Source organism: Thiorhodovibrio frisius, assembly GCF_033954835.1.
In the GTDB taxonomy this organism is placed as follows: Bacteria; Pseudomonadota; Gammaproteobacteria; order Chromatiales; family Chromatiaceae; genus Thiorhodovibrio; species Thiorhodovibrio frisius.
Genome location: NZ_CP121471.1, coordinates 4,289,454 through 4,301,868 on the forward strand (window position 1 = coordinate 4,289,454; position 12,415 = coordinate 4,301,868).

A 12,415-nucleotide genomic window follows, 5' to 3' on the forward strand; every position below is an offset into this window, starting at 1 on the left:
CATGAGCACTGCTGACGACCACATCTCACAGATCGCCACCCCGCCAGCCAACAGCGACGACCCTGCCACTGGCCTGTGCGAGCGCAGCGCCATATTAATTGGCGACGCCGGCTGCGAGCGTCTAGCGCGCGCCCAGGTGCTGGTAGCTGGTCTTGGCGGCGTCGGCGGCCACGCGGCTGAGGCTCTGGCGCGCGCCGGTATCGGACGGCTGACCCTGGTCGATGGCGACCGGGTCGCGCCATCAAACCTCAATCGTCAACTAGTCGCGCTTCACTCGACACTGGGGCAATCCAAGGTCGCAGTCATGGCCGCGCGCCTGGGCGATATCAACCCGAAGTGCCAGATCGAACGCCTGGAGCGCTTTGTCGCCGTCGATGACATCGCTGGTCTAGCGCTCGGCCGCTTCGATGCGGTAGTCGACGCCATCGACAGCCTGAGCACTAAGGTGGCGCTGCTCGCCGCCTGCCTGGAAGCCGGGGTGCCGGTATTCAGCAGCATGGGCGCCGGTTCTCGCCTGGACCCAGGGGCCATTCGCATTAGCGATTTGATGCACAGCCAGCAATGCCCGCTTGCCCGGGCGGTACGCCAGCAGCTGCGTCGCCTTGGCCACGGTAAGGGCGTGCTGGCGGTCTGGTCGCAAGAAACCGCCCATCCGCCGTTGATGCCAGCCCCAGGCGCGGGTGGGCACGCCATCAACGGCACCATCAGCTACATGCCGGCCCTGTTTGGACTCACCCTGGCGGGCTGTGCGATTCGGCGCTTGCTTGAGGAGACAGCCCCGCCTGAATAAGGCCGGCATAGAATCAACACAGAATCAAAAAATCCGAACGCATACCGACATTCGGCGCCTAGCCTCAGCGCGTATTTTCGTGTTTAATTCGCACGTAGGCAAAACAACAACACAGCGGTCGATTGGCTCGACCCGGGATGTCTCTGATGCGCGGATTCTGGAAAAAGGACCAATCAACCGATAACGATTCACTTGCCTCCGAGCTGAAGGCGGCAGGCAAATCCGGCGCTTTCCCCGACTTGGCAGAACCGGATGTCATCGCGCTTTTCAATGCCGCCGAGCTGGTCAAGTTTGCTGCGGGGGAATGGCCTTTCAGCGCCGCGCAACTCAGTACCGACCTAATTATCCTGCTCAGCGGACGGCTCGAACTGCGCTCAAGCGAGCAGCAGAGCCTGCCGGCCGAGACCATCATGCCGGGTGACTGGATTGGCGATGGCGACTTCGAGGAACCGCCTGAGGAGGGAGCGATCGCTGCCTTGGCCCGCAGCGCGGGCAGCGCGGTGGTGATCACAGCTGACACCTTCTCGCATCTCGAGGACCACTTACAGACCTACCTTATTCTGTGGATGAAGCGGAGCGCGCAAGACCGCTTGGGCCAAGAGCGCAAAAACGCCCAGAGCTTCTTTCAAAACCGCACCGATCTGCTGGACGCCATGTACCATCTGCGTACCGAGCGTGGCAAGGGCTTCAGCCAATCGCCCATCGCAAAAAAACTCTTCGACAAGGTCCCGAAGTTGCCGCTCTCCTCGATCGAACTGCTGAACAAAATGCTCGATGAGCGCACCACGCGGCAAGAGATCGTCGACATGGTCGCCATGGATTATTCCCTGACCAGCAACCTGCTCAAGGCCGTGAACTCGCCGCTCTATGGCCTTGAAACCAAGATCACCAACCTGAATCACGCCATGCTGTTACTCGGACACGATCAGGTGTATCACATCGTAATGTCCGAGAGCGTGCGCTACAGCCTGCCCGAAAGCCAGGCGTTCACAGAGATCCACCAGCGCGCGGTCGAAATCTCGCGCATTGCCTTGGCAATGGCGCTCACGCAGCAGCAAGTGAAGCCGGCCGAGATTGCAACCATCGCACTGCTCAGCGAAATCGGGCTGGTTATCGTCGAACTGCTCAAAAGCTACAACCGCGATCTCAGCGCCCTGTTCGAACATGTCGACCCGGCCGAAATGGGTGCCGAACTGCTGCACACATGGAATCTGCCAGAGAGCCTGTGCAAAAGCTTGCGCTATCAGTATTACCCCGAATTTGCCCCACCGGATAAGGTGCCTGAGGATGTCAGAACCCGGATCGCGCTGCTGTACCTGTCACGGCGCATGCATCAAATATTGAGCAAAACACCCAATCCGGCGCCAGCCATTTTTATCGACGACTATTTGCAGGTGATCGACCAGCGCGACCTCGGCGAGAACAAACTGATTTTCGAGCGCGTGCTGCCGCGCCTGCGCCGGGAGATCGACAAACTACCCAAGTCGCTCGCGAACCTGGTCAAAGCCGAAGACCGCTGAGACCCATTGGCCAGCCCCATCCCCCGCATTCACCCGCCCGCTGGCCAGTGCGCCACCGGAGTATTGGGCTCTCAGCGCTCGGACCCGCTGCTGCGAGTGTTGAACGACACCTTCCACTCGGCCGCTTGGCCAGTCAGCGGGATCGCGGTGAGTTCGAGATTACCAACCTCCGATACCGCCGCCTGCAGGCGCACCGGCACCACCTCACCCTGCTGGTGATTATCGGCCGGCAGGTTAGTCTGAATGTCTTCGAGTTCATCGAGTTCTTCCGAACTCCATTCCTCAAGCAGATCGCCAGGTTGATCATCGCGCCGCACGCTGGAGCCAAAAAACCGGAAACGCACTGGCTCGCCAACAACCAGACCGAATTCCTGTGGCGGCTGCACCGGATCCGAGCCCTCTTCCAGCCCAAAGGGCACCAGGCACAACGCTTGTAACTCAGGCTCCATGCCAGGGATGGCGGGCACCGCGCATTCGATGCCAACGTAATAGGAGTGCGAGGTGCCACCGCGAATACGCACCCCGCCATGGCCACGCACATGAGCGAAGAAGGCCGCGCCGCGTGCCACAGCCAGATCCAGGTCGCGCGCATTCAACACCCGCGCAGGCGGTGCATCTTCGGTCGCGAGCCACTGATTGATGACGGCTGTGACGCGCTCGCGCAACACGGGCGCATTGAACACGCCACCATTGAAAAGCACAGCCGTTGGATGCAGAAAGCTTGCCCAGTGCGCTTGCTCAACGAAACCTTCAAGGTCGCCGGTCGCACCCGCTTGGCGGCTTAGAAAAGCTGCCAGATGCCGGGTGATGCCGGGGTCTTGCGCGAAGGGCAAGCCCACCTTGGTCAAAGCGCCGCGCTCGCGCACCGTCGGGCGGGCGGAAATATCGCAATCGGGGAAAAAGCCCTCAATCAGCGTCTGCTCAACTTCCTCGCGCGTAAGTTCGGTACGAATACTGCCGCCAATCAGCTTGGTGCCTCGACTGGGTACCACCACGGGAACGCTGGTCAGTTCCGCATCCGCAAGCAGGGACTCCTTGGCTTGACGGCAGCCGTGGGTGAGTGCCTGCACCTGCCAGCGGTCGAGCTCGGTGCCATCGGCCTTGAGCTTTTGCTTGACCAGATGGGCGAGGGCCAAATCCATGTTGTCGCCGCCGAGCAAAATGTGCTCACCCACGGCCACTCGGGTCAGCTCAAGCGCACCGGCGTCTTCAGTGACAGCAATCAGGGATAGGTCCGTCGTGCCACCGCCAACATCCACCACCAGCAGAATGTCACCCACCTTGACTTTCTGGCGCCAGTCACCGCGACTGTCATTCACCCAGGAGTAGAGCGCCGCCTGGGGTTCTTCAAGCAACACCAGATTCTGGATACCAACCGCACTCGCGGCCTCGGCCGTCAGCTCACGCGCGGCCGGGTCAAAAGAAGCGGGCACTGTGACAGTGACTTCCTGCTGTTCCAGCGGGTCATTGGGGAACTGCCCATTCCAGGCGTCGCGCAGGTGCGCCAGATACAGGATGCTGGCATCAAAAGGCGACATGCGCGGAATCTCGTCAGGCAAATCGGGAGCCCCGATGGGCGGCGGTAGAATTCCCGCCTTGCGGTCAACATCGGGATGACACAACCAACTCTTGGCACTCGAAACCAGGCGCATCGGGGTGGTGGTGCCCTGCTTGCGCGCCAGGGCACCAGCGATCCGCTGCGGATCGGACGGCCAAGGCAGGCTGAGATCGCCGGTTTTGAATTCGTCCTGATGCGGCAGGTAAATGAAAGATGGCAGGACCGGGAGTTCCTCGACCGAGCCCGGCGCCGTCAGTTGGGGAATGGCCATCTGCTCGTGCTCGACCTGTTCGCCGTCGCATTGTTCCGACTCGACATAGGCCAGGGCACAATGGGTCGTACCAAGATCGATGCCAATCGCAAAACGCGGTTTGCTCACAGCTCCACCTCCGCTGCCGCCAGGATGTGCAGATCATGGCTGCTGGCCACCTGGGGCAACTGGATTTTTGTCGCCCGCCAGCCGCGATGCACAAGCGCTCCGGTAAAGGGCGGTTCCCCCACCACCTGACCGGTCGGGCGCACCTCGGCGGGATTGAAACCGGGTTCGAGCGTCACCTGCGCCCCTTCGGTTTCAGACCGCACCGGAGCGATATGCAGATGATCCCGCAACACCCGCCCGCAGCCCTCATGCACCACGCGCGCCGCCGCGCCGACGTCCTGATCGGTGTAGCTGCCGACGTCCTCCTGCATGAAATCAATGAAACGCCCTTCCTTTTGCAGCAAACTGAGCAGCAGCAAGGCGGAATCCGGCGGGGCTTTTTCGAGTTCGGCCGTTTTGACCCGAGCCTGCTGGGATGCCGGGCGCAAGTCCGCAACGGATTCAGATCGGGACGCGGACGGCTGCGGACCTGGCGAACTCCCAACCACGCCGGGCGTCGAGGCCTGATCGGCATGCAGAGCTCGCAGTTCCTCGGCATACTCGTGGCTCGCCAGCGCGCGGGCGAACGACAGGCTGGCAATTGGCAGTCGCTGCAAGACAACCCATGCCTCCCGCGCGCCAATCCGCAGGTAGTGATAGGCAATGGCGCCATATTTTTGCGTCAACGCCCAAAATTGGGCCAGCAGAGGCTGAGCCTTCGCCAACAAAGCGCGAACACCTTCCTGATCGGGCAGAGACTTGAGCTTTTTCATTCCTTCTTCCTCATCGGAGGGACTACTGAATCAGCAGCGACGGCACGACCGGCCGCGCCCTGAGAGTCTGACGACCGTCATGATGTGCCGGTATAGTAACGCGCAAGCTCTCAGGCTTCATCACTTTACCCTGACACTCGAAATTGCCTGGACATCGAGCCGCCAGACCCGCGCACCAAGACTGCACGCCAAGATCACAGCAAGACATGACAGCAGAAACCTTCACCGTCACCAGCCCCAATGCCGAGGAACGCCACAGCATGATTGCCGTGGCCGCCTATTTCTTAGCCGAGCAGCGCGGCTTTCTCCCCGGAGAGGCCGAGCGCGACTGGGAACTGGCCGAGCATCAGATCGAGTGCATGCTCGAACGCCTGCGCCAGGCCGGCAAACCGACCGAAGGTCTGAGCGCGACCGACATCCGCAACGCGCTACGGCTGTTGTCGGACTAGCCTGAGCCCCCTATTGCCTTTGGGTGTGGCCTCAGAAGGCCGCGCCCGAGGGCTTGTTCATTTTCTTCAGAATCAGCGCCAGCGGGCAGAAGCCGGTAAATGCCGACTGCAGCAAATTAAGCCCGATAAAGGCGGTGAACAAATACCAATAAGGCGACACCCAGTTACCAAGAGCCAGGGTCACCAAAATCATGAATCCAGCAAAGGCAAAAACGATACGATCAATATTCATGGGATATTCTCCTGCTTGGATGAAAAATGGTCATAAATGGAGCCACGAGCTTGAGGTGTCAGCACGGCATCGGATGACGCGCGATCATAGTCAAGCTGCATCGCGGCATCAAGCGGGCGCCACCCCCGCCGGCGACCCGCGACCTGCGCGCGCCAAAAGCCAGCAGACGCACCGGCGCCAGATGCAAGCCGCCCCAGCATGACAGCCGCAAGCCAAACTGCCAACGCCCGGTCGCTTGCGTCCCTTGTCGAGGCACTGAAAAACCCTGGCGCCTACCCGCACCCGGTTGGCCGCGTCGAGGTCATTGAAACCCACATTTCCTTTGTGCTGCTCGCCGGCGCCTATGCCTACAAGCTGAAAAAACCGGTCAATCTGGGCTTTCTCGACTTCTCCACCCTGGAGCAGCGCCGACACTTCTGCCACGAGGAAGTGCGCATCAACCGCCGCCTGGCTCCGGGGCTGTATCTGGACGTTGTGAGCCTTGGCGACCACGACGGAGAAGTGCGCATCCAGACCCAGGGCGAGGCGCTGGACTATGCCGTGCGCATGCGCCGCTTTGCGCGCCACGCGGCACTGACAGAAACGCCCATTGATCGCACCATCATTGACCGACTCGCCAATCAGATCGCCGAGTTTCACCTCAGCCTGCCCGCAGCGGCGCCCGAGAGCCCCTTTGGCCGACCTGACAAGATCCTCGATCCCATGCTGGCCAATGTGCAGGTGCTGCGCAAGAGCCCGCTTGACCCGGACAGCCAGCAGCGCCTGAACCAGATCGAGCACTGGACCCGAACGCGCTTTGCCGAGCTTGAGCCGTTACTCGCGGCGCGCAAGGCCGAGGGCTGGATTCGCGAGTGCCATGGCGACCTGCATCGCGGCAACATTGCACTGCTCGACGGCGAGCCGGTGATTTTCGACGCACTTGAGTTCAACCCCGAACTGCGCTGGATCGACTGCATCAGCGACCTGGCCTTTCTCGCCATGGATCTGCGCGAGATCGGCGAGACCGCACTCGAGCGACGCCTGATCAATGCCTACCTGGAGCGCACTGGCGATTACCCCGGCCTGCGCCTGCTGGCCTTTTATCAAGTCTATCGCGCCATGGTGCGGGCTAAAGTCAGCGGCATCCGCCTGGCACAACACCCCGAGGCGGCGGCGGACGCAACCCAGGCACGCTCCCAGCTCGATCACTATCTGCGCCTGGCCGAGGACTATACAAAAAACCACCAGCCGCAGTTATTAATCACCCACGGACTGTCGGGCTCCGGCAAAACCTGGCTCGGCCTAGCGCTGCGTGAGCGCCTGCCGCTGATTCAAATCCGCTCCGATGTTGAGCGCAAGCGCCTGTTTGCCACAGCGAGTCATGACCCAGCGAACCAATCCCAGCCGCCTGCACTTTACAGCGAGGAGACCTCTCGGCTGACCTACCAGCGCCTGCTCGCACTTGCTGAGCAGATTTTGCTCTCCGGCTGTAGCGTGCTGGTCGATGCCGCCTTCCTGCGCGCCGAGCACCGTGAGTGGTTTCGCGCACTAGCCAGGCAGCAGGACTGCCGCTTCACCATACTGGCACTCAAGGCCCCACCCGAGGTCCTCAAGGCCCGGGTCCTTGCGCGCCTCAAGCGCGGTGACGACGCCTCAGACGCCGATGCAGCGACTCTGGCCCGCCAGCAAGAGAAACAAGCGCCGCTCAGCGCCGAGGAAGCCGCCAGCGCCATCCACCTGAACACCCAATCGCCGGCTGAGATTGCCGCCTTTCTGCAAAACCTGATGCGCGACAACACTGAGCCTAGCGCTGAATCTGGACTGAACTGATCTACCGAAACCCTTTGAGATTTCGGCTCATTCTGGGTCACCGCTCACGCCCTGTCAGCCAGCAAGCTCCTCAGCGGGTTCAGGGTCTGGCTGATCCTCAAACTGCCCCGGCGCGACCAGGCTCAGCGATGGCGCCAGACGCAGTTCGCGCTCATAGACGATGCCCACCGCGTCGGCCCCCAGCAACTGGCGCAGGCGTTTAATCAGGTTGTCGCTGGGGGCAATCCGCCAGTCCTCGCCCAGGCGCAGCTCGCCGGTTGCACCCGGGCGTCGGTAATGGACGCGCACAGTAAGACCACTGCCGCGAAATTGCTGGAGAATGTCGATCATGTTATCGACCAGCGTCTGGCCCTGCGCATGCCGCGCGGGCTCGGCCAGGTCGAGCGTCAGATGCAGATGATCGGCCAACTCGGCACGCGCATCTGCCAGTGGGCGCACGGCACTGGCGCGCAGAGACCAACTATCGCGGAACTGATCGAACACCACCTGCCCGGAGACCACCAGGATACTGTCGGTCACCAATAGCTCGCGCGTTTGTTCGTAAAGCTCGGAGAACACCGTCGCTTCGATGCGCCCGGTACGATCATCCAGGGTCACGCTAGCCATGCGCCCGCGCTGAGTCTTGTTGACTCGCACCGCCACCACCAGGCCGACCACGGTACGCGGCTCGCCGCGCGCACCGCCTTCCTCACCAAAGCCAAAGCTCTGGCCGCCCTCGAGCAGGCCAGCGATGCGGCGCGAGACCATGGCGTTCAATTCCGACTCATAGGCATCGATAGGATGACCGGTGAGATACAGGCCCAAGGTTTCCTTCTCGCCGAGCAGGCGCTCGTCCTCGTCCCACTCCGGCCATTGGTCGGCGGCGATCTGTGGGTCGGGAACGGCGTCGGCGTCGTCACCCCCCATGCCGAAGAGATCATTTTGACCGCTGCTAGCGCTGGCATGCGCCTGCTCGGCCAGCTTGAGCGCCACCGGCAGCTGGTTAAACAGGGTTGCACGGTTCTTGCCGAGCTTGTCGAGCGCGCCGGCACGAATCAGCGCCTCGACCACCCGGCGATTCACCCGGCGCAGATCGATGCGGCGGCAAAAATCCCACAAATCAGCAAAGGGCCGGCCATCGCGCACCTTAAGGATGCTCTCGATAGCGGACTCGCCCACGCCTTTGATGGCGCCCAGGCCGTAGATGACGCGCGCATCACCTGCAGTGGTGAAGCGCCACTCGGAGCCGTTGATGCAAGGCGGCTCAACACTAAGCTGCATCGCCCGGCATTCGTCGATCAGGGTCACCACCTTGTCGGTGTTGTCCATATCGGCTGAGAGCACGGCGGCCATGAAAGCGGCGGGATAATGCGTCTTCAGCCACAGGGTCTGGTAGGACACCAGCGCATAAGCCGCCGAATGGCTTTTATTGAAGCCATAGCCGGCGAATTTTTCCATCAGATCGAAAATGCGGGTTGCCACCCCGGCATCCACGCCGCGCTCGGCTGCGCCTTGTTCGAAAATAGCGCGCTGCTTATCCATCTCCTCGGCCTTCTTCTTGCCCATGGCACGGCGCAGCAGATCGGCGCCGCCAAGCGAGTAGCCGGCGAGGACCTGGGCGATCTGCATCACCTGCTCCTGATACAGAATGACACCATAGGTGGGCTTGAGGATGGGTTCGAGATCCGGGTGCGGATAGGCCACTGCGGCGCGACCATGCTTGCGGTCGATGAAGTCATCCACCATGCCCGATTGCAGCGGACCGGGGCGAAACAGGGCCACCAGGGCGGTAATGTCGCCAAAGCTGTCGGGCTGGAGCTTTTTTATCAGCTCCTTCATGCCGCGCGACTCAAGCTGGAACACCGCCGTGGTCTCGCAACGCTTGAGCAGCGCGAAGGCTTTCTCATCATAAGGATCGATGCGTTCGATCTCGAGCGGCGGCTCGCCCTGCTCGGCGCGTCGGGCGTTCACCGTCTTGAGCGCCCAGTCGATGATGGTGAGAGTGCGCAGACCGAGGAAGTCGAACTTCACCAGGCCGGCCTGTTCGACATCGTCCTTGTCGAACTGGGTGACCAGATTCTCGCCGCCCGGCTCGCAGTAGAGCGGTGCGAAATCCGTCAGCTTGGTCGGTGCGATGACCACGCCACCCGCATGCTTGCCGGCATTGCGCGCCAAGCCCTCAAGCTTGCGCGCCATATCGATGATGGCGGTAACGGCTTCGTCTTCGGCATAGGCCGCTTTGAGCTCCTCGCTCTCGACCAGCGCCTTGTCGAGCGTCATCTTGAGCTCAAAGGGCACCATTTTGGCAATCTTGTCGACAAAGCCATAGGGTTGGCCCAGCACACGCCCGACATCGCGCACCACCGCCTTGGCCGCCATGGTGCCGAAGGTGATGATTTGCGACACGGCATCGCGGCCGTACTTGCGGGCCACATAGTCGATAACCTCGTCGCGGCGCTCCATGCAGAAGTCGATATCGAAGTCGGGCATGGACACGCGCTCGGGATTCAAAAAGCGCTCGAACAGCAGGTCGTGTTCAATGGGGTCAAGATCGGTAATCTTGAGCGCATAGGCCACCAGGGAACCTGCGCCCGACCCACGCCCCGGGCCAACCGGAATCCCCTGATCCTTGGCCCACTGGATAAAGTCGGCCACAATCAGAAAGTAACCGGGAAAGCCCATGTCACAAATGACTTTGAGCTCGATATCCAGGCGCTCGTCATAGACCCGACGGCGCTCGGCGAAATCCGGCGCTTGGGTATCGAAGGTACGCGCCAGCCGCCAGTCAAGACCCTGGCGCGACGCCTCGGCGATGAAGTCATTCACCGTGCGGCCCTCGGGCAAAGGCGAGTCTGGCAGATAACTTTTGCCAAGTTCCAGCTCCAGATTGCAGCGCTTGGCGATTTCGAGCGAATTCTCCAGCGCCTCGGGCAGGTCGGCGAACAGCTCTGCCATCTCGGCCGGGGTGCGCAGATACTGCTCGGCGCTGTAATGGCGCGGTCGGCGCGGGTCTTCGAGCGTGACACCCTCATGAATGCAGACCCGCACCTCATGGGCATCGAAGTCCTCGGTCTTTAGAAAACGCACGTCGTTGGTCGCCACCACGGGCACCGAGTGCGCCGTGGCGAGATCGACACAGGCCTCGAGATAAAGATCCTCGTCCGCGCGCCCGGTGCGCATGACCTCGAGATAAAACCTGTCGCCAAACAGGCCCAGCCAGTCAGAGAGCCGCTGCTCGGCCTCCTCGCGATGCCCACGCACCAGCGCCTGGCCGACATCGCCATGCTGCCCGGCGGAGAGCGCAATGAGCCCCTCGGCGCTCTCGGTCAACCAGGCACGGTCGATGCGCGGAAAGCCGGTGTCCTGGCGTTCGAGATAGGCGCGGGAAATCAGGCGGGTCAGGTTGCGATAACCGGTCAGGTCCTGCACCAGCAGCACCAGCCGGTGCGGGTGCGCGGGATCGGCCGGATCATCGACGCGAAACTCGCTGCCAACAATCGGCTTGACGCCCGCCGCCATCGCCGCTTTGTAGAAGCGCACCAGGCAGAACAGATTGGTCAGATCCGTCACCGCCACCGCCGGCATGCCCGCCTCAGCCGCCGCCGCCACCAGCGCCTTCGGCCGGACCAAGCCGTCAACCAGGGAGAACTCCGAATGCAGATGAAGATGGACGAAAGACTGCTCCACGGTCCGGCCCTGATGATCTAACGGATTACCCAAGATGATTGCCCAGAGGGTTAACTAGCGTGACTGCCTCGAGTGATTTCATTGCGCTAAGAATCCCGTGGCCAAGTCTCATCGCACCATCAAAACCAAAATCACCACCAGGCCGACCACGCCGGCCAAGGGTAACACCACGGCCGCCCAGTCGCCTTGCTGCGCTCTTGGCCCATGCTCCTGCCAGGACTTGAACGCGGGCCACAGCCGAAACAGCATCAAGACCATCACGGCGGCCAACACGAGCTTCAGAAAAAGATCCATGCGTTTTTGCCTCCAAACAGGCTGGCATAAAAAAGCCCCGAACGGCGCCGGGGCTGTCAGGACAGATTGATCAAGGCAACGACCGCCACGGAGGCCCGCAGCCGGCCTGCCTCAATCAATCGAGGTCACTCGCCATCAGTCATCGCCCATCACACCGAGAATCTGCAACAGGCTGATGAAGATGTTGAAGATCGACAGATAAATGCCATAGGTGGCCATGATGTAGTTGGTCTCTTCACCCCGCGCGATCCGACTGGTATCGAACAGGATGAAAGCACTCATCAGCAGGATGATCGCGCTTGAGATGGCCAGCGACAATGCCGGCATGTTCAGGAAAATATTGGCGACAATGGCGACCAAAACCACCATCATGCCGGCAAAGACAAAGCCACCCAGGAAGCTGAAATCCCGCTTGCTGGTCAGCGCATAGCCGGACAGACCGAGGAAGATCACTGCCGTACCACCAAAGGCCATCGCGATAATGCTAGGGCCGTTCGGCAACGCCATATACATGCTCAAGATAGCCCCGAGACCAAAGCCAAGCATGCCAGTAATCAAAAAAATCACCCCGACACCGCTGGCCGACTGAGCCGCGCGCGGCAGCACAAACATGCCGAGCAACATGGCGCCGATCACGGTCACCAGATAGACCCAAGGCGGCATGGCCAGAGCCATGGATATCATGGCCATCACCGCACTAAAGCCAAGGGTCGCGGAGAGCAGCAAATAGGTGTTTTTCAGCACCTTGTTCGCGGACATGGCGCCAGAAGCGCCCTGCATCATAATGTGTTCATTTGCCATTGTATTTAACCACTCCAAATTTGTTAACGGCTGAGTGCAATTTAAGTCCGCAACCGGCTGGAATCAACTCCTTATCGACTCCCCAGCCCGTCACAGATTTTGAGAGCATAACCAAAGTAGCCGCAAGATCAAGCACTGTCGTCCTGGCCAACCTCTGCCAACCAG

General features: G+C 61.3%; 10 protein-coding genes. 4 read left to right on the forward strand and 6 right to left on the reverse strand.

Annotation, left to right across the window (positions count from 1 at the left end):
- The first annotated feature begins 1 nt into the window (after window position 1).
- Both Thiofri_RS19540 and Thiofri_RS19545 read left to right on the forward strand, forming a co-directional pair.
- On the forward strand, window positions 2–790 hold the full coding sequence (locus tag Thiofri_RS19540) for a tRNA threonylcarbamoyladenosine dehydratase (RefSeq protein ID WP_009147822.1): 789 nt from the start codon (window positions 2–4) through the stop codon (window positions 788–790).
- Window positions 791–936: 146 nt separating this feature from the next.
- On the forward strand, window positions 937–2,310 hold the full coding sequence (locus tag Thiofri_RS19545; protein ID WP_009147823.1) for an HDOD domain-containing protein: 1,374 nt from the start codon (window positions 937–939) through the stop codon (window positions 2,308–2,310).
- A 71-nt stretch (window positions 2,311–2,381) separates the two neighbouring features.
- Here Thiofri_RS19545 and Thiofri_RS19550 read toward each other — a convergent pair whose 3' ends face one another.
- Both Thiofri_RS19550 and Thiofri_RS19555 read right to left on the reverse strand, forming a co-directional pair.
- Window positions 2,382–4,247, reverse strand: coding sequence for an Hsp70 family protein (locus Thiofri_RS19550; RefSeq protein ID WP_009147824.1), 1,866 nt, complete (start codon window positions 4,245–4,247; stop codon window positions 2,382–2,384).
- On the reverse strand, window positions 4,244–4,999 hold the full coding sequence (locus tag Thiofri_RS19555; RefSeq protein WP_009147825.1) for a DUF2760 domain-containing protein: 756 nt from the start codon (window positions 4,997–4,999) through the stop codon (window positions 4,244–4,246). The genes Thiofri_RS19550 and Thiofri_RS19555 overlap by 4 nt, the downstream gene beginning before the upstream one ends.
- 206 nt (window positions 5,000–5,205) lie before the next feature.
- On the opposite strand from Thiofri_RS19555, the gene Thiofri_RS19560 reads away from it, so the two are divergent.
- The gene (locus tag Thiofri_RS19560) at window positions 5,206–5,448 is read left to right on the forward strand and encodes a DUF2934 domain-containing protein (RefSeq protein WP_009147826.1); all 243 of its coding nucleotides are present in this window, start codon (window positions 5,206–5,208) and stop codon (window positions 5,446–5,448) included.
- 31 nt (window positions 5,449–5,479) lie between these two features.
- Here the strand turns inward: Thiofri_RS19560 and Thiofri_RS19565 are convergent, their stop codons facing one another.
- Window positions 5,480–5,680, reverse strand: coding sequence for a YgaP family membrane protein (locus Thiofri_RS19565; protein WP_009147827.1), 201 nt, complete (start codon window positions 5,678–5,680; stop codon window positions 5,480–5,482).
- A gap of 198 nt (window positions 5,681–5,878) precedes the next feature.
- Between Thiofri_RS19565 and Thiofri_RS19570 the strand changes: the two genes are divergently transcribed.
- Complete coding sequence (locus tag Thiofri_RS19570; protein ID WP_009147828.1) at window positions 5,879–7,489, forward strand: bifunctional aminoglycoside phosphotransferase/ATP-binding protein; 1,611 nt, start codon at window positions 5,879–5,881, stop codon at window positions 7,487–7,489.
- A 54-nt stretch (window positions 7,490–7,543) separates the two neighbouring features.
- Here Thiofri_RS19570 and dnaE read toward each other — a convergent pair whose 3' ends face one another.
- The 3 genes from dnaE to Thiofri_RS19585 form a co-directional block, all read right to left on the reverse strand.
- The gene (gene dnaE / locus Thiofri_RS19575; RefSeq protein WP_009147829.1) at window positions 7,544–11,155 is read right to left on the reverse strand and encodes a DNA polymerase III subunit alpha; all 3,612 of its coding nucleotides are present in this window, start codon (window positions 11,153–11,155) and stop codon (window positions 7,544–7,546) included.
- Window positions 11,156–11,263: 108 nt separating this feature from the next.
- The gene (locus Thiofri_RS19580) at window positions 11,264–11,449 is read right to left on the reverse strand and encodes a hypothetical protein (protein ID WP_009147830.1); all 186 of its coding nucleotides are present in this window, start codon (window positions 11,447–11,449) and stop codon (window positions 11,264–11,266) included.
- Between the two features lie 135 nt (window positions 11,450–11,584).
- Window positions 11,585–12,250: a Bax inhibitor-1/YccA family protein gene (locus tag Thiofri_RS19585; RefSeq protein WP_009147831.1), complete on the reverse strand. Its 666-nt coding sequence runs from the start codon at window positions 12,248–12,250 to the stop codon at window positions 11,585–11,587.
- Window positions 12,251–12,415 lie beyond the last annotated feature (165 nt).

Coding starts and splice junctions, on each gene's coding strand:
- Thiofri_RS19585 (WP_009147831.1), bottom strand. CDS start 12,250: ATGGCAAATGAACACATTATGATGCAGGGCGCTTCTGGCGCCATGTCC.
- Thiofri_RS19540 (WP_009147822.1), top strand. CDS start 2: ATGAGCACTGCTGACGACCACATCTCACAGATCGCCACCCCGCCAGCC.
- Thiofri_RS19565 (WP_009147827.1), bottom strand. CDS start 5,680: ATGAATATTGATCGTATCGTTTTTGCCTTTGCTGGATTCATGATTTTG.
- Thiofri_RS19570 (WP_009147828.1), top strand. CDS start 5,879: ATGACAGCCGCAAGCCAAACTGCCAACGCCCGGTCGCTTGCGTCCCTT.
- Thiofri_RS19545 (WP_009147823.1), top strand. CDS start 937: ATGCGCGGATTCTGGAAAAAGGACCAATCAACCGATAACGATTCACTT.
- Thiofri_RS19560 (WP_009147826.1), top strand. CDS start 5,206: ATGACAGCAGAAACCTTCACCGTCACCAGCCCCAATGCCGAGGAACGC.
- Thiofri_RS19555 (WP_009147825.1), bottom strand. CDS start 4,999: ATGAAAAAGCTCAAGTCTCTGCCCGATCAGGAAGGTGTTCGCGCTTTG.
- Thiofri_RS19580 (WP_009147830.1), bottom strand. CDS start 11,449: ATGGATCTTTTTCTGAAGCTCGTGTTGGCCGCCGTGATGGTCTTGATG.